We start from the raw sequence: 21,295 nt of genomic DNA on the forward strand, positions 1-21,295 counted from the left end.
CGGTGCTGCCCGACGCCGACGTCTGGCTCGCCTGGGCGTCACTCGCCGGACCCGCGGCCGACGACCTCGACGACCTCGCGCCGTCGACGCTGAACCTGGACCTGGCGTTCCTCACCCCGGACGTCGTGACGGCGGCCCACGCACTCGGGCTCCGGGTGGCCGTGTGGACGGTCGACGAGGCGGCGCCGGCGGCCTGGGCAGCTGCCCTCGGCGTCGACTCGATCACCACGAACGACCTGCCGGCGGTGCGCGCGGCGTGCTCGGTGGGCCAGACCGCCGTCCCACCGGCCGTCGAGGACGCGGTCGAGGACGCCCGGGTCCTCGAGGGGGCCCGAGCGCTGGCCCGCTCGATCGCCGACGAGGTGGTCGTCCTCACCCGGACGCACCCCGTCGGCGAGGTCGCCGCGAAGGCGCACCCGGCAGACCTCGTCACCGACGTGGACCGACGGGTCGAGCAGTTCGTGCGCGGACGCGTCCGTTCCGCCTTCCCCCTGCACGGCTTCACGGGCGAGGAGTTCGGGACCAGCCCCGGCGATCGCCACCACTGGTACCTCGACCCCGTCGACGGCACGACGAACCTGGCGAACGGTCTGCCGTGGACGGCGCTGTCGCTGTGCCTGGTGCGCGCCGGTCAGCCGGTCGTCGGCGTGGTCGCGGACCCCTGGCGTGGGGAGGTGCTCGAAGCCCAGCGCGGCCGGGGTGCGGTGCGCGGCGACCGGCGGCTCCGGCTCGACCGGGAGCCGCGCAAGCTGGTCGGCACGGTCGTCGGGACCGAACTCGACGGGCACCGGCCGTAGCCCGGCATGGACGCCTTCCTGCACGCCCTCGCGGACCGGTCCTGCACGCTGCGGATCCAGGGGTCGGGCACGCTGACCATCGCGCAGGTGGCCGCTGGGCGCGGCGTGGGCGGATGCGTCGGGGCGTTCTCACCGGTCGACCACGGTGCCGCGGTGCTGCTCGTGCACGAGGGCGGGGGAATGGTGGTCACCCGGTCCGGCACGGTCGCGGACGGCTTCCCGCCCGTCGGCGAACCGTTCCTCGTCGCGCACCCCGGCGTCGTGGACGAACTCAGCGAGCTGTGGCGCGCGGCCCTCGACACCGCCGGGTGACGACTGCTGTCGGAGTCGCCGCGCGGGTCCTGCTGCCGGCGCGCACTCCTCAGCTCGGTGGCCGGGGGCGATGCCCGCTCCTCGTGGGTGGACCGCGTGTCGGCGACCGGGCGCGGCGTCCGCACCGTCGCGGGCCGACACCGCGCGGTACCGCGAGCACCTCACGACCTGATCGGGTACCGACCGCGCTGCCGCCGCGGCCCCCGCCGAGCGGCGACGGACCCGCGGTCCTCCTTCTTGGGGACCGTTAGCTGGCAGTTTCCAGGCAAGGGCAACGCGAGCCTTCCAGGGCTCTCAGCACCGGCACTACGTTCGCCGTAACCCGGTCCGAGGTGGACCAGGTCGGACGGCGGGGGGCCGCTCACAGGGGTTCCTCCGCGCTTACGAGAAGGAGAATCGCCATGTCACCGACCGCCGTGAACGAGCTCGAATCCGCACTGTCCGCCCTCGAGGACTTCGGCGCATGGGACGTCGTCGTCCCGGACACCGCGGAAGCAGCGATGACCGTCGAGCGTCAGGACGTCATCGAGATCACGAGTGAGTTCTCGACGCTGGGCGGTAGCCGCCCGCGCCAGATCTCCTGAGGATCGGACGTGGCGTGCCGACCATTCGGTGCGCCACGTCCTGCTCAGCCGCGTTCACTCCTTCTCACACGAAAGCCTGCCGTGGACCTCCTCACACGAAAGCCTGCCGTGGACCTCGAACCGATCGTGTCCCCACCGAGCCGGTCGATCTTCGACCTGATGCGTGCGCTCCCGACGCCCGCCCTCGTGTACGACATCGACAACCTCAAGCGCTCGCTCGCTCGGATGCTCGAGGACGTGGCGCTCCTGACCAACGCTCGGTTGAACGTCGCCCTGAAGTCTTGTCACACCCCTGCTGTGCTCCGCCACCTGGCCGAGGCAGGCCTCGGGGCTGATTGCGCCTCGCCGCGCGAAGTCGAACTCGCCGTCGAGGTCGGGTTCCCCGAGATCTCGGCAACCGGACCGAGTTTCACCGATGCGGGCGCACTCCAGGTCCTCGCCGACAACGGAGCCGTCCTCGACGCGACGTCCGTCGACCAGCTGGCGTTCGTCGGCGCCTGCCGACCGGGGTCCGACGTGGGACTGCGCCTCCGTCTGCCGATCCCGGACTCCTTGGACACACCGAACTCGTTCGGCTCGAACAGCCGTTTCGGGGTGATGGCGACGGACCCTGCCGTCCACGGCGTCCTCCGCGCGCACCGTCTCACCGTGACCCGCCTGCACCTGCACACCGGACAGCTGTCTCCGCGCCTGTTCCTCTGGGAACTCCGCTACACGCTGACCGTCGCCGATTCGATCCCGACCGTCGCGCTCATCGACTTCGGCGGCGGCTTCTACGACTTCTACGCTGACCGTGCGGCTGCTCGGCGCGCGCTCCAGGTCGCTGAGGCGATGCTCGAGGACTGGCGGGCGAGGACCGGGCGCCCGATGGCGATCCGTTTCGAGCCCGGTGCTGCGGTGCTCGGACCGCACGGCTACCTCCTGGCCACCGTGCAGTCCATCGAGACCGACCACCCCGAGTACGCCGCTGATGTGCTCCAGATCGACACGTCCGCCTGGAACTACGCGCCCTGGCACCTGCCGGTCGTCGTTCCACTCGAGGAGCCCGACCGCCGGCCCCGGAAGCGTCAGCTCGTCGCAGGCAACACGCTGTACGAGAACGACTTCTTCGGCATGACCGGGAGGAACGAGCCGCCGTTGCTCGACGTCGCCGCGATGGAGGTCGGTGAACGTCTCGTCCTGACGAACGCCGGTGCCTACACGATGACGAACCGGCGCGACTTCAACCTGCTCGGCACCTTGCAGGAACACCTCGTCGACGACGGGACGGTCGCGACGGTCGCCGGACCGGTCGGCCCCGCGCGATGACGGGCACGACGGCAGCGCTGGAACTCGAGCACGGGTTGCTCCAACGCGTGCTCGACGAGAACCTGGAGATCGAACCGTCTCGACTGCGACGGATCTCGGACGTCCTCGGCGCGGGTGCAGACCACGGCGACGATCGTGATCGAGAGCGCTTCCTGCACGAGCGGTTCCTCGAAGTCCGTCGTGTCCTCCGAGAGCAGGCGGACCAGGCTGTGGTAGACCGGTTCGCGAGCCCGCCGTCCGGCGCTGGCGCAGCCACGGACGTCCCCTACGGCTACGAGCGGAGCGCACCGAGCACGTCGCTGGATGCGAAGCTCCTCGACGGCGAGACCGCGTTCGTCGGCTGGACCGTATCCGGCGTCGTGTGCAGTAGCGGGATGGCTGCACTCGGGCTCGCGCTCCACGTGGCCACGTACGACTTCCGCGCGGAGTCCGGGAGGCTCCCGAGTGTGGCGGTCCTCGGCGACTACTTCGAGACGGCGATGCTCGTGGAGCTCCTCTCGACGTCGTTCGCCTCGTGGACGCACTGCACGTCCCTCGACGAGCTCGTCGAGGCGAAGGCGGACGTGGTGGTGATCGAGCCGGTGCGCTACAACTGGGGCCTCGATGCCGTGGACTTCGAAGCGCTGACGAGGGAATGGACCGCCGGCCGTGGTCCGCGGACCATCGTCGTGGACTCGAGTCTGACGCCGAGCGCGTGGCCGAAGCGGCAGTTCCTCGCCGCGATGGCCGAGTCGGCCGCGGCAACCGTGATCGAGGCTCGTTCGGCGCTCAAACTCGACCAGTTGGGCCTGGAACTGGCGAATGCCGGAGCGGTCGTCGTCCACCGCAACGACGCGGTCCGCCTGGCGCCGACCGACCCGCAGATGTTGGTGAACGCCCGGGCCGTCCTGGGTGCAGCACTTCCCGCACGATCTGCGATCGCCCTCGAGAACTCGTTCTTCCTCGACTCGGCATGGCGTCGGACCCACGTCGCCCTCGTCACCGAGAACAACGCGTCGTTCGCTCGGGAACTCGCGCGCGGACCCGGACTGTTCAGCGCTGTTGCCCATCCATCGACAGCGTCGACATCGGCCGGACGGAGGACCGGGGCGGTCAAGGTTGCGCCGTTCACGGTCCTCCGGCTCGAAGAAGACGACGTCGAGGACTACCGCCTGCTGCTCGGGGTCATCCGGACGGAGATCACCAGGCGTGGCATCGACCTCCAGTTCGGAGCGAGCTTCGGTTTCCGGGGCCACCGGCACGAGACGATCATCCCGGCGAAGCGCGATCTCCGCTGCCTGCTGAAGGTGGCGATGGGCGCACGCCGCGGCCCGGCGATGAACGACGTGATCGCACTGTTCCGGGAGCTGCACGAGCTCCGGACCATGGACGTCGTCCGGAGGGCCTTCCCCGGGGCTCGGCCCGTGGAGCTGGCGTTGTGAGCAGAACATGAGAACCAAGGCAACCCTCCGTGTGATCAGCAGTCTGCTGCGAGGCCACCGACGCGCTCTCGTCGTCCTCATCGTGCTGGCGCTCGCCGGCACCCTTGCGGAGGCCTGCCTCCCGATCGGACTGGGCCAGGTCGTCAACGGGATCGAACGCGGACGCTTCGACATCGTGCTCGTCGCATCCGGTGTCCTCGCACTGGTCGTGGTCGCCCGCGTCGCGTCTTCGGTGGTCGCGCACGCGGTCGGACGCAACGCCGAGATCGACGTCGCGATCACGCACAAACAGCAGGTCGGCGCGCACCTGGTGCGACACCGGTCCGTCATCGGCGAGGAGATCCAGCTCGGTGACGCGGTCGAGACGGCCGAGACCGACACGGACACCATCGCCGGCGTCGTCGGGGTCACGCGATCGTTGGTCGTCTCGACCCTCACCTTCGTGGCGATCAGTGTGTACCTGATCACGAACTCGTGGATCATCGGCGGCGCCATCGTCGTGGGCGCGTCGTGCATCGCGCTCTTCCTCCCGGCACTCGTCGGCGTGCTCGAACAGCCCCTCGAGGAGCACCGGGCCAGATCAGGTGCCGTCGCCGGGCTGGCGGCTGATGCTGCGAGCGGACTGCGCGACCTGCGGGGGATCGGTGCTGAGGACGTATTCCTGCAGCGCTTCCACGATGCCTCAGCCGCGATGCGAGCCGCCGGGCTGCGCGTCGCTCGCCGACGTGCGCTCATCTCGGGCGTGCAGGTCGCAATCCCGAGCGCATTCGTCCTCGTGATCCTCGGCATCGCTCTCTGGCAGTTCCGGACCGGGGAGCAATCGGCGGGCGATCTCGTCACCTACTACGGGCTCGGAGTGTTCCTCGTCGGGCCGGTCGGCTCCTTCGTCGCGGCCTGGAACGAGATCCCCGCCGTTGCGGTGGCAGTCCGGCGCGAGCGAGCCCTGCTGGATGCGGGAACGGCTCCCCGGTCAGGCCGAGACGGCACCCCCGAGGGCATGCTCCTCGACGAGGCCTCCGGGCTCGTCGTCCACCCGGGCGAGTTCGTCGTCGTCACCGGCGGACGACCGGCGGCGCTGCGCTCGCTCGCGGCTCGCCTCGTCGGGGACGAAGACGTGCCGTCCGTCTCGGTGGGCAAGACGACCTGGGCTGTGTGGGACGAGCGCGCGGCGAGGCGGCACGCCGTCTTGCTCGACTCCGACGCGCGACTCGTCTCGGGGAGCGTGCGGGAGATCATCGGCGCCCAGGACGACGACCACGCGCGTGCTGTGCTCCGGGCAGCGGCCGCGGACGAATTCGTGGGGTCCGATCTCGAACGGGAGATCAGCGAGGGCGGTCGAGACCTCTCCGGAGGACAGGTGCGCCGCCTCCTCCTCGCACAGGCGCTCGCCGTCGATAGCGAGATCCTCGTGTTGGTCGAGCCCACACGATCACTCGACCTCGTGACGGAGCACCGTGTGGTGGATCGTCTCGCCCGACACCGAGCCGGCCGAACGACGGTCGTGTGTACGCAGACGCCCGTTGCCTTCGGAGTCGCCGACCGTGTCGTCACGGTCAGCACGCCGTCCTCGGACAGCGACGGCTCGTGGCGCGTGGAACAGGGATCCGTGGCACTGATCGAGCAGGAGCACCGATCGTGAACAGCCCCCTGTTGGTCGCCAGCCCCTCGGACACGTGGCGGTCGGTACGCCGTGTCATCGGCAGTCACCGAGGACGCCTCGCCCGCATGATCGGCTGGCACACGCTCGCGGTGGGTGCTTCGGTCCTGGCGCCCGTGCTGTTCGGCCGGCTCATCGACGACGTCACGTCGGCGGGCTCCTGGTCGAACATCACGACGTTGTTCCTCGTGCTCTGCGGTGTCCTCGTGATCAGGACCGCGCTCGGCGTCGCCTCCCAGGGTGCCTCGTGGAGGTTCGGCGAGGACGTGTTCGCGCAACTCCGGGACGAGGTGGTCGAGGGCGTCGTCCGGCTCCCGCTCCGCGTGACGGAACGCGCAGAACGAGGAGAAGTCCTCGCGAGGACCTCGAACGACGTGGACGCAGTGTCCGAGGGCGTCCGCATCGGCCTCCCCGAGGTGCTGGTGGGACTCTTCACCGTCCTGTTCACCACGACGGCGTCGTTCTTGCTCGACTGGCGGGTCGCACTTGCTTCGCTCGTCGGGCTGCCCGTGCTCGTGCTCTCCACACGGTGGTACGTCCGCAGATCACAGTCGGCGTACGAGACCGAGTTGCGCAGTCACGCCCGGTTCAACGGGAGCGTCCTGGAGACCGCGACTGCGTCGCGGACGCTTCGGCAACTCGGCACCGGGGACCGCCTCCTCCGTCGTGTCGAAGCCCGAGCGAGCTCCGTCAGAGCAGCCGAGCGAGCCACCCTCGGCCTGCAGTCCCGGTGGTTCCCCGTCGTCCAGCTCGGCTACTACCTCCCGTTCGCTGTCGTTGCGGCATGGGGCGGATGGCTCGCGCTCGAAGGGCAGGTGACCATCGGCACCGTGGTGGCGATCGCCCTCAACGTCCAATTGATCGTGGACCCGCTGGACGACCTGTTGTACTGGTCCGACCAGCTGCAGCTCGCCTGGGCCGCCTTCCGCCGTATGGCGGGAGTCTCCCGTCCGACAGCACCTCGCCGGACCTCCCCGCCCGCTGAGCGCCCCGCGGCGCGCCGTGGATGCACGATCCGCTGCGACCGCGTCCGGTTCTCCTACGGCGACGGGGACGACCCCGCGGTTTCGGACGTCGACCTCGTGATCGGTCCCGGCGAGCACCTGACCGTCTTCGGGCACTCTGGGGCAGGAAAGACGACGTTGGGCCTGCTGCTCGCCGGAGCACTCGAACCGGACGCAGGGCATATAGAGGTGGTCGGTGACGGCGAGCGCCACCCGGTGCGGATGTTGGTGAGTCAGGATCCCCACGTCTTCACGGGCACGGTCCGCGACAACCTCCTCCTCGCAGCAGGGTCAGCGACGGACGTCATGCTGCTCTCCGCCCTCGCAGTCGCAGGAGCGTCCCTGGATGCGTCGGCCCTCGACGACGAGATCGACGCCGAATCCGTCGACCTCGTTCACCTGCAACGCATCGCCATGGCGCGCGTCGTGCTCAGGGACCCCGACCTGGTCGTCCTCGACGAATCGACGTCGCACCTCTCGGACGGTGATGCCCGGCAGCTGGAGCAGGACATGGCCGGGGTGTTGCAGGGACGGACGGTTGTGACCATCGCCCACCGGATGAGCGCTGCGCTCGACGCGGACCGAGTCATCACGGTCGAGCACGGACGGATCGTCGAGGTCGGGCCACCCGCGGAACTCCTCGCCGCGGGAGGTCAATTCGCCGAGCTGCACCAGCAGTGGACGGAACGAGTGGAGAACGAGCGCCGATGAACACCGACACCGATGACGTCCTCGCCGTCGACCAGAGCTTCGTCGCGAGGCCGGCAGAAGGCGGTGGAACGGTGACGCTCTGGTCACCCGAGGCAGGCACCGAGCTGCGACTGGGTCGGAGTGCGCAGGCGCTCCTGGCGCGGTTCGCCGTACCGACGTCGGCGAAGGCGGTGCTCAGCACGGTCCCGGACACGGCACGCGACGCTGCCGAGCGCGCGATCGAGTCCCTGGTCGCCGGAGGAATCCTCCGCTCTCACGCTGTCACGGCAGATCCGGTGGGCACGCAGCGAGGGCTCTTCGGGGCTCCGGTGACGTCACTCGCGAAGGCTCTGACCGATCCCGCACTCGACATCGTCGCGGTCGGGATCGAGTACGACGCCGGTGCATCCGCGCGGAGTGGGTCGAAGACGGGACCAGATGCCATCCGCCGGGTCGCTGCGAGCATCTACGCGCCGAACTCGGATCGCGGGATGTGGGACCCGGCCGTCGGCCGTCGGATCCTGGACGGCGTCCGCATGGCTGACATCGGGAACCTCGGGGATGTCGTCCAGATGCGCAACGGCCCGGTGCTCGATCGACTCGCGGGGGCCGTGGAAGCGATCGCGAGTGCACGGAAGGTCCCCGTCGTCCTCGGAGGGGACCACTCGATCACACACGCAGTCGTGCGCGGGCTCCTGTCCGCGGTCGACGGCGGACTCGGCCTCCTGCACTTCGATGCGCACACCGACTACTTCCGACCGGCGCACGGAGACTGGCGTTCGTCACTGCACCACGGCAACGTCATGAGTTGGGTCGCTGGAGAAGCACGCGTGGAGCGGATCGCACAGTTCGGGATCCGTCAACGAATCGACGACGACCCCCAGGCCGACTCGTCGAAGACCGTCGTCTGGGGCGGGCGTTCGGCGCTCGCCGCCGATCTCGACGAGCTCCTGGACAGCGTTCCTGCTCACCTCGCCTGGCACGTGACCATCGACGTCGACGTCCTGGATCCCGCCTTCATGCCGAGCACGGGTACCCCGGTTCCCGGGGGGTTCTCGCATCTCGAACTCACCGACCTCATCAGCGCCCTCGTGTCGCGGCGACGGATCGTCGGCGTCGACGTCGTCGAGCTGATCGGTGAGGGCGAAGGCGCCCACCGATCGGCGCTCGCGGCAGCGGACCTCCTGGTCCGGACGCTCGACGCAGCGTTCAGCTCGCGGGCGTCTCCTCGTTGAGGAAGGGCGTCACCCGCCCGGTCCGGTGGTCGTCGCGCAGGATGGCGTACGCGACCGAGTCCCGAGCCTCGCCCTCGTCCACGGGCCAGGTCCGCCGGTAGTGCGCTTCCTTCACCCACCCGTTGCGCACGAGGATGCGACGCATCGCGACGTTGTCGTCCCGGGTCTGCGCTTCGATCCGGTCGACCTCCGGGAACGACGCGAAGACGTACGTCGCCAGGGCGCTCAGGAGCGGCGCGCCGTGACCCCGCCCCCGAGCCCGTTCGGCAAGACGTACGTCGATCAGCGGTGCGTCATCGTCGAGGTCGTCGAGTACGACCACACCCTCGGCGACACCGTCGATCCCGACGCTGAGCAGCGCGTGGTCCGGGCCGGCATACGCGCCGTCGGAGATGCGCTGTTCGACCGACTCGCGGCTCGGAGCACTGGAGACGTGGAACGGGAACCGGTTCGAGGTCAGGAACGTGATCAACGACTCCCGGTCCCTCGCCTGCGTCGGGTCCAGCGGGCGGAACGTCATCTCCATGCACCGACCGTACTGCCACGTCGAACGGCACCCGTGGGTATCGACCCGTGTCGCGGGGCGGGAGGTGTGTCGCTGGGCCGAGCTCGTACGCGATCTGGCCGCTAGCGCACCCGTACGGGGCTCGCGCGCGTACGCGAATTCGTTGGCGAACCGGCGGTCGACTTCCGCGGTTGTCTGAGGATCAGATGCGGACCGCCCGACGGCTGTACGAGCAGCGCACCACCTGGCCGAGGGGTGCTGCAGGAGGTTCGAGTCGGCAGCAACATGCCCGCGGGCGCAGCGCTCGGGGGCGCCCTCGTGTCCGTGCCGGGGTCGTGGCGATGGGTTCGAATCCACCGGTACCGCCACAGAGGACCCCCGCGCCGGGGGGGGTCTTCTTCTGCCTGCGGACGGCCCTGGTCTGGCTGTGGTGCTCCGTCAGACGAGGAGTCCGACCGTGAGGACGACCAGGCCGATGAGCACGAGCCCGGCGGGCAGCGTGTTGCGCATGCGGCGCTGCGCGCCGGAGGTCGCTGCCGATGCTGCGGCGACGATCGAGGATGCTCCTCCGGCGTAGATCAGGACGAACGCTTCCGGGAAGTAGCCCAGCACGTGCGTCACGAGGCCGGCGATCACGATGACGGATCCCGTGATGGTGTGCACGCGTGCGGCGACGGCCCGTGGCTCCGTTCCGCGGAGGTCCAGGAATGCGGAGACGAGGCTCCAGATCGAGGCCGTCGAGAGGACGGCACCGCTGATCGAGACGATCGCGGCGTCGATGACGGTGGCGTCCACGTTCTAGGCTCCGCTCGTCGTGGTAGCGCTCACGGCAGCCCCGCGGGGTCCACCGAACCAGGTCCGGAGTGCTGCCCGGACGTCGGTGGGGTCGGTCTGCGACCACGCCACGAACCCGTCGGGTCGGATCAGCATCGAGGACAGTCCGCTCCCGCGGGCGAGTTCCACGTGCTCGACACGGTCTGTCCACGGGGCTGCAGCGTCGCGCAGGCTCCCGTCGGCGTCGATCAGGACGGGACGTGCGGCGTGGAGCAGCGCGGGTACGCGGCTACGGGTGCCGTCGACGAGGGTGAGCTGTGCGGACGCGGCGAACCAGCCGGTGGGGCCGTCCGGATCTGTGGGACCCATCTCGTAGCGGACGTCTGCGCCTGCGAGCAGGTCGGCGATGCGCCGCACGGTGCCCGTGTCGGTGAGCAGCTCGGCGAAGAGGGCGCGGAGGGCGGTGACGTCGGACCCGGGAGCCATGAGCGCCGTCTGCGCCTGCGTCTGCATGAAGACCCGTTGCCCGAGCGGTCGGCGTTCCGTCTCGTAGGTGTCGAGCAACCCTGCCGGAGCTGTTCCGGCGACGTCGGCGGCGATCTTCCACGCGAGGTTCGCCGCGTCCTGCAGTGCGAGGTTCAGGCCGGGGCCTCCTGCTGCTGAGTGGACGTGGGCAGCGTCGCCGAGCAGGAACACGCGTCGGTCGCGGTAGCGGTCGGCGACACGCGTGTTCCTGCCGGACAGGCGACGCAGCAAGGTGGGCTTCCCCTCCGCGGGCGGTGCGAGGGCGATGCGGACGCCGAGGACGCGTTCCAGGCTGTCCTCCATCTCGGTCAGGGTCATCGCCGCTCCGTTGCCGGGCGAGCTCTCCTCGGGCTCGTCCTCCCACTCCGCGGTGTAGACCAGCGGGTGCTCCGGGTCGTGGAGCGCGATCGTCGCGACTCCGGTCTCGGTCCGGTGGAACGCTGCTGCGATCTCGCCGAGTCCGGCGACCCGCACCCTTCCCGGGCCGGCTGCGATCAGGTCGTCCGTCGGGGCGATCAGTACCGTGCGGTCCACCACGTGGCGATCGGTGTTCCCCGGGAAGCCGATGCCGGACTGCTTGCGGACGGTGCTCCGCGCCCCGTCGCTCCCGATCAGGTACCGACCCGACAGTGTGCTCTCGACCTCGGTCGTGGTGTCGACGACGGTGATGTCGACACGGTCGTCGTGCTGTCGGAAGGGCCGCAGGTCGATGCCGCGGCAGATCTCGACGCCCAGCTCGACGGCGCGGTCGTTCAGGACGCGCTCCAGGTCGCGCTGGTTGATGTGCAGCAGGTACATCGGGTTCCGCTCGCCGAGCACGTGCAACGGCAAGGGAAGTGCGCCGAAGAAGAAGCTCGGAGCCGGACACGGCTCAGCTGCCCCTGCGCAACGCTCGAAGAGGCCTCGGTGGTCGAGCAGACGGACCACCTGGCCGGTGAGGCCGTGCGCCTTGTCCCACTGGTCGATCCCGGGGAGGCGTTCGATGACCAGCGGGTTCGCGCCCGCGAGCTTCAGTTCGCAGGCGACGAAGACGCCCACGGGGCCGCCACCGATGATGAGGGCGTCGTACATCGAGAAGAGCCTGTCCGGAGGAGTGGGTGCGGGGTCACACATGGAGGCGGTCGAAGCCGCTTCCGAGTCGTTCGAAGGCTTCGACGAGCATCGGCTCGAGCGAGCCCGTCTGGCTGCTCGCCGCCCAGGACTGCAGGGTGGACAGCAGGGTGGAGAGCGCGGCCGCCGCCACCGCCCCCGGTAGCGGGTCGTCGCGGTCGATCCCCAGTCGCGTGGCGATCGCGTGCGCGAGGACGGTGTTCGCTGTTCTCGCGCCACGATCGACCGCGGACTGCATGTCGGGTGTCGCGAGCACGGCCACGAGGCTGCTGCGGTCCTCCGGAGAGGAGTCCGGCGCCCCGTGCGTCCGGTAGGGAGCCAGCAGTGCCGCGGTGACCGCGTCCCACAGCGGCTCGTCGTGAGGGCGCTGTGCGAGGTCCGTCGCCGCGGCCCGGACCCGTTGCACGTGGCGGTCGGCGATCGCGTCTTCCTTGCTGGAGAAGTAGTTGCCGAACGTCCGCCGGGAGACGCCGACCTCCTGGACGATGTCCTCGACACGGACGTTGTCGAGGCCACGCTTGCGCGCCAGCAACACGGTCGTCACGCTCAGTTGATCGCGGAGCGCCGCCTTCTTCTGGTCGCGGAGGGAAGAGGTTCCTGCCATGTCCCCACCGTAGCTGCTTCTTGCCCATTGGGCAAGAATGCCCACTGGGCAACGTCGACGAGAGTCCACGCGGCCCGATGGCGGATCGGCCGTCGTTGCGAGGGGCGGAGGTCTACGGGCGGACTGCGCGCGGCGGTAGGAGTTCGGCGCACACCACCCCAGGACGGGGGTGCTGCACAGCTCCGGTGCTCGGCGCCGCCCGGAACCGCTCTACGGTGTGAGGACCCGAGTCGACGAGCCGGGCTGGTGCTCCTCGTCGTCACCCCTCCTGACCCGAACAGGCCTCCCTTGCGTCAACGCCCTCAGAGGCGCGCCGTCGTGCGCGTCCGCACCATCCTCGCCGGCTTCGCCGTGGCGGGTCTCGCCGGACTCGCGATCGTCGGCGCCGACGTCACCGCGGCCGGTGCCGCCGCCCCGGCCCAGACGACCTTCACCGACCAGACCTTCCGAGGTACCGATGCCGGGACCGGCTGGGTCCTCCCGTCGACGCCGGCAGCGGCGAACGGCAACAGCGCGTGCCTGACCGCCGCGCCGCGGGCCTCGTCGCCCATCCCCGGCTGCGGCGCGGTCCAGGCGGCCGGCGCCGGCGCGCTCCGGCTCACCTCGACGGCACAGGCGCAGATCGGCGCGGTCGGCGCGAAGCAGGCGGTCCCGACGGACAAGGGCCTCGACGCGTCGTTCACGACCTACCAGTACAACGGCAGCGGCGCGGACGGCATGGTCTTCTACCTGGCGGCGACCGACCCGTACAACCCCGCCGTCCCCACGCGGACCGGGTACACCGGCGGTTCGCTCGGTTACGCCGCGTACCCGGCAGGCGGGGCCGAGGGGCTGCAGCACGCCTACCTCGGTGTCGGGTTCGACACCTACGGCGGCTTCGCGGGCAACTACACCGGCTGCGTCGGTGACCAGAGCCGCGGCGGCGCGAGCAACTCCGTGACCGTCCGCGGCGCGGGCAACGGGTACTCCGGCTACTGCGTGGCCTCCGTCACGCCCGCTGCCGGCTCGCTCCGCGGCTCCGTCTCCACCGACCGCAGCGTGGTCGCCGTGCCGGTCGAGGTCGTCGTCAACCCGACGACGTCGGCGCTGTCGGCGCGGAAGAACCCGAGCGTGTCGGTGCCGGCCGGGCAGTACGCCGTCATCTTCACGAGCCGTGGCGCCGGGCAGCAGGTCGTCACGGGCGCCCTGCCGAAGCTGGACCCGAACGGCAACGTCGCCGGTGTCGACCCGTCGTGGGTCGACCCGGCCACCGGCTACCCCTACAAGCTCACCTACGGCTTCACGGCCGGCACCGGTGGTGCGACCGACGTGCACGAGGTCACCGACCTGGTGGCGACGACCGCCGCCGGCGCGGTCCCCGTCCTCACGGCGCGGACGGGAGGCGCGACCAGCGTCGCCCACGCCGGTTCCGGCACCGTGACGGTCACCCCGACGGTCTCCGCCGACGGCGGTTCCGAGACGCGCGCCGTCCGCACCACGACCACCTTCCCGGCCGGCGTCACGCCGTCGGCCGACGGCGCGTCCGGTGACGGCTGGACCTGCTCCGTCTCCGGCCAGGTCGCCTCGTGCGAGCAGGCCGCGGCCGCCCGCACGGCGGGCACCGACCTGCCGACGCTGACGATCCCGTTCACGGTGACGGGCACCGCCCGCACCGCCACGGTCTCGACGATCGTCTCGTCCATCGACGCCGAGGCGGTCACGGTCACCGGCAGCGTCACGGTCGCCCCGCAGGCCGCGACGGTCGCGGTCGACGACACATCCGTCTCCGTCGGCGACGACGCGACGCTCCGTGCGACGGTCGCCTCGTCCGAGACCACCGGGGCCACCGTGCCGACCGGCACCGTCCGGTTCACCGCGACGACGACCGGGGCAGCACTCTGCGACGCGACGCTCACCGCCGGTGTGGCGTCGTGCACGCTGACCGCACCGGACGCTGGCACCACCGCGATCACCGCGACGTACCTCGGCGACGCCGACCACGCGACCGCCCAGGGCACGGGCACGCTCCTCGTGTCGAAGCTCCCGACCGCCGTCACCGCGACGTCCCCGGACGCCGCGCAGCCCGTGGCCGCCGGTGCCCCGGTGACCCTCCGGGTCGGCGGGATCGTCCCGCGGAGCAGCGGCCCCGCTCCGACCGGCACGGTCGAGTTCCGTGAGGCCGGCCGGGTGCTCTGCACCGTCACGCTCCCGGACTCCAGCTGCGAGGTCGCGTCGCTCGCGTCCGGACGCCACCGCATCGTTGCCGTGTACTCCGGTGATTCCGCGTACGCCGCGTCGACCTCGGACGAGCTCGTCGTGACCGTGCAGGACGCGGTCGTCGTGACCGTCCCGGGCACGCCTGCCCCGACGACCGCCGCGCCCGGCGCGACACCGTCGTCCTCGGCGGCTGCGCACGCTGCGGCTGATGTCCACGGTCTGGCCTTCACGGGCTCGACCATCGCGCTCTGGACCGGCACCGCACTCGCGGTCGCACTGCTCCTCGCCGGCGCGGTGCTCCTCGTGGTCCGGCGGACCCGGCTCGGGCGGAACTGACCCCGAGGGCGACAGGGAAGGACCCGCCGAGCGACGCTCGGCGGGTCCTTCTGCTGTTCGTGGGCAGTGGGTCTCGTCCGAGCACGACGGTGTCGACGTCGACGTCGACGTCGTCGAGTCGATCGGTGGAAGCGAGGGCGCTCACCGATCGGCGCTCACGGCAGCGGACCTCCTGGTCCGGGCGCTCGACGCAGCGCTCAGCGCTCGGGGGTCTCCTCGTTGCGGAAGGGCGTCACCCGCCCGGTCCGGTGATCGTCGCGCAGGAGGGCGTACGCGACCGAGTCCCGAGCCTCGCCCTCGTCCACGGGCCAGGTCCGCCGGTAGTGCGCTTCCTTCACCCACCCGTTCCGCACGAGGACGCGACGCATCGCGACGTTGTCGTCCCGGGTCTGCGCTTCGATCCGGTCGACCTCCGGGAACGACGCGAAGACGTACGTCGCCAGCGCGCGCAGGAGCGGCGCGCCGTGACCCCGCCCCCGGGCGCGTTCCGCGAGGCGGACGTCGATCAGCGGTGCGTCGTCGTCGAGGTCGTCGAGCACCACCAGGCCCTCGCTGACCCCGTCGATCACGACCCTGAGGAGCGCGTGGTCCGGGCCGGCGTAGGCACCGTCGGCGATCCGCCGTTCGACCCACTCGCGGGTCGGCGTGGTCCTGACGTGGAACGGGAACCGGTTCGACGTCAGGAACGTGGTCAACCACTCCCGGTCCGTCTCCTGTGTGAGGTCCGTCGCGCGGAACGTCAACTCCATGCACCGACCGTACCGACGCCTCCGACGCCCCGGGGAGCAGGGCAGGCGATCCACGACGAGCGGCCCGTCCTCGACGCCTGACGGGCCGAGCGTCGCCCCGCGCCGCCCGGTGGCGCAGGTCCCCCGGCGACCCGGCCCCGCTCCGCGATCAGCCGTGGTCCGGTGACGCGATCCGCCGCGCGGCGTCGACCACGAAGCGTCGGCGGGCGGCGCGTTCCTCCTGGTCGTCCGCCCCGGCACCGGTGATCATCGCCGCGAGCTGCGGAACGGTCTGCCACCAGGCGGCCAGCGCGATCAGCGCGAACACGAGGTGTCCCGGGTCGACGGACGGGTCGAGCACGCCGCGACGCTGGGCATCGGCGAAGCGCGCGACCTTCTCCTGGTAGTGCTGCGTGCGGACCTCGGCACCGGCGGGCGGGCCGCTCTGCAGGCCCTCCCACTGCAGCAGCCGGCCGAGTTCCGGGTGCTCCGCGTGGTAGTCGAACGTCGCGCCCGCGAACTCGCCGATGTCGTCCAGTCCGGCGCCGGACAGTCCCACCGCGGCGGCGAGTCGCTCGAGTTCGCCGGTGAGCACGAGGTCCCAGAGTGCTCGCTTGTCGCCGTAGTAGCTGTAGAGCCGCTCCTTGTTCACGCCGGCCCGAGCGGCGACGGCGGCGACGGTCGTCCCCTCGAACCCGTGCGCGGCGAACTCCGTGCGTGCGGCCTCGCGCAGCCGACGCTGTGTCCCCTCGACGTCCCATGCCACCGGACCAGGGTACCGACGCGGCGGTTGGCGATCGGCACGAGGAGGCGTATTCTCCAACCACACCGTTGGAGTTGGAGAAGGGGAACACCCATGCACGGACCAGACCACCTGCCGGAGGCACTCCAGCTGCCCGGACCCGGGACGATCGCCGTCGTCACCGGTGCGAACAGCGGCATCGGGCTCGAGACCGCGCGCGAGCTGCTCGAGCACGGGGTGACCGTGTGGATGGGCGCGCGCGACGCGGAGCGGGGGCGACGCGCCGCTGCCGAGCTCGGCGCCGGAGCGCGCGTGGTCCAGCTCGACGTGACGGACCCCGCGTCGGTGGCAGCCGCCGCGGCACACGTCGGAGCGGTGGACGTCCTGGTGAACAACGCCGGGGTCAACCCCGGTGGTGAGGACGTCACGGGGACGTCGCTCGACCAACTGCGGACGGCCTACGAGACGAACGTCTTCGGCCTCGTCGCCGTGACCCAGGCGTTCCTCCCTGCACTGCGCGAGTCCGCGCACCCGCGCATCGTGAACGTGTCGAGCGGTACCGGGTCCCTGGCGTGGACCGGTGGCCCGAACCCGCAGTTCGACTGGGAGCGCACGCGGGGCGGCGGCCTGGCCTACCGGAGCTCGAAGACCGCCGTCAACGCCATCACCGTGCTCACCGCCCAGGCGGTCGGCGACGGCGTCAAGGTGAACGCGCTCGCGCCCGGCCTGCGTCGGACGAACCTCGTCGCGGACATGGACGTGGGTGGTGCGCCGGCCGAGGCCGCCGCGGGCGCGCTCCGGCTCGCGTTCCTGCCGGACGACGGTCCGACGGGTGCGCTCTGGTCGTGGGACGGGAGTCGCGTGCCCTGGTGACCTGCCGCGCGAACCCGAGGCACGTGGCCGACAGCGAGGGGGCTCGGACTTTCAGGCGTCGACGGAACGGGGATCGCGGGCGCGCGGCGCACTCGCTCGTGGTGCGGTGTCGTCGCGGACCAGGCGTTCGTAGAGCTCGATGTGCCGCTCGACCATCCGGTCGACGGAGAGGCGTTCCCGGACGACGTCCGCGTTCCGTGCCCAGGCCTCCTCGCACTCCTCGTAGCGCTCGATGCGTTCGAGGGCGAGCCGGAGGAAGCGCTCGACGTCGTCGGGCTCCGGGCGCTCCCAGCCGGGCGGTACCTGGACCTCCGAGCCACTGACGTCGAAGAGCAGGGTCGGCAGGCCGCAGATCGCTGCTTCGCTCGTGACGGTCGACAGGGCCTCTCGGTAAGAAGGGAGGACCAGGAAGTGCGACGTCGCCATCTCGGGCCCGATCTCGTCACGCGTCCTGGTCCCGAGGTAGTCGACGTGGTCGCTCACCCCGAGGGCCTCGGCCAGTTCCTCGAGCTCGGGGCGCAGCGTCTCGCGGTGGGAGACGATGCTCAGGCGAGCTGGTCGGCCGGCGGCGATCACGCGGTGCAGGAGGTGCAGTGCGAGGTGGACACGCTTGCACTCGATGAGCTGACCGATGTACAGCAGGCGGATGGGCTCGCCGGGGGCGGGGCGGGAACGACGGCTCGCCGTGAACCGGTCGACGGCGAGGCCGGACCGGATGATCTCGACCTTGCGGTCGGGGACGCGCCCGTCGAGGCGCTCGCGCTGGTCCTCCGTGAAGACCACGACGCGGTCAGCCCGCCGCTCGATGAGGTTCCGAGCGACGCGGAACCGCCAGGGCTGCCATCCGCTGGTGTGCGGCGTGAACACGACCTTCGTGCGCCCGCGTGTGCCGTGGTTCGGCAGGGACGCGCGGAGGCAGGCGTTCGTCAGGTGGTTCAGGTGCACGACGTCGTACTCGCTCCAGTCGCCCCGGAACGACGGTCCAGCGGCGGTGACGTCCACGCCCGCAGCCCGGAGGCCGTCGACGAGCAGGCTGTCCGGGGTCTCCGCAAGGTGGGTCGCTCGCCATTCCGGTGAACGAGCGAAGATGCCGGACAGGACGAGGACCTTCATGACGGGGCCTTTCGGTTGACGCCGAGGGTGCGCGGTGCAGGCGACCGCAGGTACCCAGCGTAATCTGAAATACCAAAAGGTGCAATGTGAATGCGACGATGACCCGATCGGCAGGCTGGGGTGGGCGGACGGCGGACGGGAGGCGCGGTGCCGGGCCGACCCGCGCCTCCCGTCCGGTGCGTGCGCACCCGGCGGTGGCCGACCAGCCCGGACCGTGCCTGCTCAGTCCGTGACCGGCGGCTCCGCCGCTGCCCGCGCCGCCCGCACGATCCGCGGCAGCGCCGCGTACCGGCGCTCCTGGTACAGCCCGTGCAGGACGAACAGCACGAGCACGGCCGCGATCCCGGCGCCGACCGCCACCGGGACCGGTGCGAACCGGACCACGAGCGCCACGACCCCGGCACCGGCGACCATCGAGTTCACCGCGCCGATCGCCGACGACAGCGTCGAGAACACCCGCCGCCACGACGCCGTCCCGCCGATGTCGAGCATCTCGTTCGGGGCGTGCCCGCGCACCGGCATCGGGAAGTACCGCTCGGCGCCGGGCAGGAGCCGCCGGTGGTACCGACGGATCTGCTGCAGGGCGGCGAGGGCGGCGACGTCCTCGAGCGAGGTCTCGACGAGGCGGACGTACGTGAACACCCCGAGCAGGAACACGATCGGCAGCACCGCGGCGAGGAACACCACGGCGAAGGGCGTGTCGGCGAGGAACCCGAACGCGACGAGGCTGCTCGAGAGCGTCGTCAGGTAGATCGACGCCCTCGTGCCCGACTCCGACACGGTCGCGTTCCTCGCCGACTCGAGAACGAACTGCTCGTTGAGGAGCGCCGAGAAGAACGCGCTCGTGCGGTCCGGCAGGTGCGCGGCGGAGTGCCGGGCCTCCGGGTGCCCGGTGGTGTGCCGGGTCTCGGGGTGCTCGCCGGGTTTCCCGGTGGTGTGCCGTGTCTCGGTGTGCTCGCCGGGGCGCTCGCCGGTGTACCCGGTGTCCGGGTGCTCGGCGTCCTGCGGCTCGTCCATCGGTCTCCCGGTCAGGCGCCGTGGCGGACCGCGGCGAGCACCGCGGCGGCGACGGCGTCCGGCTGTGACACCGCGATCGCGTGCGATGCGCCCGCGAGCTCGGTGACGCCGACGAACCCGGCGCGCTCGGCCATCCAGCGGTGCGACGCGACCGGGATGTTCCGGTCGTCGTCGCCGAACACCGACCAGGACGGCAGGGTCGACCACGCGGCGCTCGCGGCACCGAGGGGTTCGCCGAGCGCGCCCTCGGTGACGGGGCGCTGCGCGACGGCCATCGCGGCCGCCTGTGCCGGCTCGACGTCGTGGGCGAACTGCTGGTGGAACCGCGCCGGGTCGATGCGGAACTCGGTGCCGCCGTCGGTGAGCGGCGTCGGCACGAGGGTGTCGCCGAGCGTGCTGCCCGGGAAGCGTCCGGCCAGGTCGCCCGCGCTCTCGCCGGGGGCGGGGACGAACGCGCCGACGAACACCAGGGCGGTGACGCCGTCGAGGTCGGCCGCGGCCTGCGTCGCGACCATGCCGCCGTAGGAGTGGCCGACGAGGACGACCGGCCGGTCCAGGGAGCGGACGAGGTCGACGAGGGCTCCGGCGTCGGCGCGGACGCTGCGCAGCGGGTTCGCGAACGCGACGACGTCGACGGCGGCCGCCGCGAGCTGCGCGGCGACGGCGTTCCAGCTCGACGAGTCGGCGAAGGCGCCGTGCACGAGGACGACGGTGGGCGTGGTCGGCGCGGTCGGCGCGGCGGGCGTCATGCTCGGCTCGCGAGGGCTGCGGAGAGGTGGGCGACGGCCTGTGCGACCGCGGCCTTGGCCTGCGGGGTGTCGTGCATGCTGTTCACCATCACGAAGTCGTGGATGATCCCGCCGTAGCGGACGGCGGTCACCTCGACGCCCGCGCGGCGCAGCTTGGCCGCGAACGCCTCGCCCTCGTCGCGGAGGACGTCGGCCTCGCCGGTGACGACGAGCGTCGGCGGGAAGGTCGCGAGCTGCTCCTCGGTGGCGCGGAGCGGGGACGCGGTGACCTCGGCGCGCTCGGACTCGCTCGTCGTGTACTGGTCCCAGAACCACTGCATGCCCTCGCGGGCGAGGAAGTAGCCCTCGGCGAACTCCTCGTACGACGGGGTGTCGAACGACGCGTCGGTGACCGGGTAGAACAGCACCGCGCCGGTGAAGGACACGTCGCCGCGCTCGGCCGCCATGAGGTTCAGGGCGATGGCCATGTTGCCGCCGACCGAGTCCCCCGCGACCGCCATGGTGCTGCCGTCGAGGCCCTGCTCGGCACCGTGCTGGACGACCCACTGCGCGACGGCGTAGGACTGCTCGTTCTGCACCGGGTAGCGGTGCTCGGGCGCACGGTCGTACTCGGGGAACACGACGGCCGCGCCGGTGCCCACCGCGAGGTCGCGGACCAGGCGGTCGTGGGTGTGGGCGTCGCCGAACACCCAGCCGGCACCGTGCGTGTAGAGCACGACCGGCAGCACGCCCGTCGACCCCTCCGGCTTGACGATCCGCACGCGGACCGAGCCGGTGGGCCCGCCCTCGACGGTGGTCCAGGTCTCGTCGACCTCGGGCTTCCAGACGGGGGAGTCCTGCACGCCGTCGACGGCCGCGCGACCGTCCTCGGGGGCGAGCTGGTACAGGAACGGCGGCTCGGCGGTCGCCTCGACGAAGGCCTGCGCGGCGGGTTCGAGGGCGATGCCTCGGGGGTTCGCGGTGGTCATGGTGCTTCCTCTCCAGGTGGGTGGGGCGGGGACGGTCGGGCGAGCGC

General features: G+C 71.4%; 18 protein-coding genes and 1 pseudogene. 9 read left to right on the forward strand and 10 right to left on the reverse strand.

Annotated elements, in window-relative coordinates:
• The first annotated feature begins 2 nt into the window (after positions 1-2).
• The 7 genes and pseudogenes from BEP24_RS18020 (at position 3) to BEP24_RS05525 (ending at position 9,008) form a co-directional block, all read left to right on the forward strand.
• Positions 3-1,109 (forward strand): annotated as a pseudogene (locus BEP24_RS18020) (inositol monophosphatase family protein).
• Positions 1,110-1,510: 401 nt separating this feature from the next.
• Entirely contained in the window at positions 1,511-1,693 is a 183-nt protein-coding gene (locus BEP24_RS05500; RefSeq protein WP_065961152.1) for a hypothetical protein, read from the forward strand.
• Positions 1,694-1,801: 108 nt separating this feature from the next.
• Positions 1,802-3,001 carry a hypothetical protein gene (locus tag BEP24_RS05505; RefSeq protein WP_065961153.1) on the forward strand — a complete coding sequence of 400 codons (1,200 nt, stop codon included), beginning with the start codon at positions 1,802-1,804 and terminating at the stop codon, positions 2,999-3,001.
• Positions 2,998-4,422, forward strand: coding sequence for a hypothetical protein (locus tag BEP24_RS05510; RefSeq protein WP_065961155.1), 1,425 nt, complete (start codon positions 2,998-3,000; stop codon positions 4,420-4,422). Before BEP24_RS05505 ends, BEP24_RS05510 begins: the two co-directional genes overlap by 4 nt.
• A 7-nt stretch (positions 4,423-4,429) precedes the next feature.
• The gene (locus BEP24_RS05515; protein WP_083230120.1) at positions 4,430-6,061 is read left to right on the forward strand and encodes an ABC transporter ATP-binding protein; all 1,632 of its coding nucleotides are present in this window, start codon (positions 4,430-4,432) and stop codon (positions 6,059-6,061) included.
• A gap of 86 nt (positions 6,062-6,147) precedes the next feature.
• A complete protein-coding gene (locus BEP24_RS05520; protein ID WP_083230121.1) occupies positions 6,148-7,794 on the forward strand; it encodes an ABC transporter ATP-binding protein in 1,647 nt (548 codons plus the stop codon).
• Positions 7,791-9,008 carry an arginase family protein gene (locus BEP24_RS05525; RefSeq protein WP_065961161.1) on the forward strand — a complete coding sequence of 406 codons (1,218 nt, stop codon included), beginning with the start codon at positions 7,791-7,793 and terminating at the stop codon, positions 9,006-9,008. Before BEP24_RS05520 ends, BEP24_RS05525 begins: the two co-directional genes overlap by 4 nt.
• Here BEP24_RS05525 and BEP24_RS05530 read toward each other — a convergent pair.
• The 4 genes from BEP24_RS05530 to BEP24_RS05545 form a co-directional block, all read right to left on the reverse strand.
• On the reverse strand, positions 8,983-9,534 hold the full coding sequence (locus BEP24_RS05530; protein ID WP_065961162.1) for a GNAT family N-acetyltransferase: 552 nt from the start codon (positions 9,532-9,534) through the stop codon (positions 8,983-8,985). The genes BEP24_RS05525 and BEP24_RS05530 overlap by 26 nt on opposite strands.
• Before the next feature lie 417 nt (positions 9,535-9,951).
• On the reverse strand, positions 9,952-10,308 hold the full coding sequence (locus tag BEP24_RS05535) for a hypothetical protein (RefSeq protein WP_065961163.1): 357 nt from the start codon (positions 10,306-10,308) through the stop codon (positions 9,952-9,954).
• Positions 10,309-10,311: 3 nt separating this feature from the next.
• A complete protein-coding gene (locus BEP24_RS05540) occupies positions 10,312-11,883 on the reverse strand; it encodes an FAD-dependent monooxygenase (RefSeq protein ID WP_065961166.1) in 1,572 nt (523 codons plus the stop codon).
• 34 nt (positions 11,884-11,917) lie between these two features.
• Complete coding sequence (locus BEP24_RS05545; protein WP_139197414.1) at positions 11,918-12,571, reverse strand: TetR family transcriptional regulator; 654 nt, start codon at positions 12,569-12,571, stop codon at positions 11,918-11,920.
• 273 nt (positions 12,572-12,844) lie between these two features.
• Here BEP24_RS05545 and BEP24_RS05550 point away from each other — a divergent pair, with 273 nt between their 5' ends.
• Positions 12,845-15,058, forward strand: coding sequence for an Ig-like domain repeat protein (locus BEP24_RS05550; protein ID WP_065961169.1), 2,214 nt, complete (start codon positions 12,845-12,847; stop codon positions 15,056-15,058).
• Positions 15,059-15,255: 197 nt separating this feature from the next.
• Here BEP24_RS05550 and BEP24_RS05555 read toward each other — a convergent pair whose 3' ends face one another.
• Together BEP24_RS05555 and BEP24_RS05560 are read right to left on the reverse strand one after the other, a co-directional pair.
• Complete coding sequence (locus tag BEP24_RS05555; RefSeq protein ID WP_065961171.1) at positions 15,256-15,807, reverse strand: GNAT family protein; 552 nt, start codon at positions 15,805-15,807, stop codon at positions 15,256-15,258.
• Positions 15,808-15,955: 148 nt separating this feature from the next.
• Positions 15,956-16,552 carry a TetR family transcriptional regulator gene (locus BEP24_RS05560; protein ID WP_065961173.1) on the reverse strand — a complete coding sequence of 199 codons (597 nt, stop codon included), beginning with the start codon at positions 16,550-16,552 and terminating at the stop codon, positions 15,956-15,958.
• 90 nt (positions 16,553-16,642) lie between these two features.
• Between BEP24_RS05560 and BEP24_RS05565 the strand changes: the two genes are divergently transcribed.
• Entirely contained in the window at positions 16,643-17,401 is a 759-nt protein-coding gene (locus BEP24_RS05565) for an SDR family NAD(P)-dependent oxidoreductase (RefSeq protein ID WP_065961174.1), read from the forward strand.
• A gap of 51 nt (positions 17,402-17,452) precedes the next feature.
• Here BEP24_RS05565 and BEP24_RS05570 read toward each other — a convergent pair whose 3' ends face one another.
• From BEP24_RS05570 to BEP24_RS05585, 4 genes are all read right to left on the reverse strand, one after another.
• Positions 17,453-18,514 carry a glycosyltransferase family 4 protein gene (locus BEP24_RS05570; RefSeq protein WP_065961175.1) on the reverse strand — a complete coding sequence of 354 codons (1,062 nt, stop codon included), beginning with the start codon at positions 18,512-18,514 and terminating at the stop codon, positions 17,453-17,455.
• A gap of 222 nt (positions 18,515-18,736) precedes the next feature.
• Positions 18,737-19,531 (reverse strand): hypothetical protein, encoded by a 795-nt coding sequence (locus BEP24_RS05575; RefSeq protein WP_065961177.1) that lies wholly within the window; start codon positions 19,529-19,531, stop codon positions 18,737-18,739.
• A gap of 11 nt (positions 19,532-19,542) precedes the next feature.
• Entirely contained in the window at positions 19,543-20,280 is a 738-nt protein-coding gene (locus BEP24_RS05580) for an alpha/beta hydrolase (protein ID WP_065961179.1), read from the reverse strand.
• Positions 20,277-21,248, reverse strand: a complete 972-nt coding sequence (locus tag BEP24_RS05585) for an alpha/beta hydrolase (RefSeq protein WP_065961180.1) — start codon at positions 21,246-21,248, stop codon at positions 20,277-20,279. The genes BEP24_RS05580 and BEP24_RS05585 overlap by 4 nt, the downstream gene beginning before the upstream one ends.
• Between the last annotated feature and the right edge of the window lie 47 nt (positions 21,249-21,295).

Origin of the sequence: Curtobacterium sp. UCD-KPL2560, from assembly GCF_001705035.1 — a bacterium.
Taxonomy (GTDB): Bacteria; Actinomycetota; Actinomycetes; order Actinomycetales; family Microbacteriaceae; genus Curtobacterium.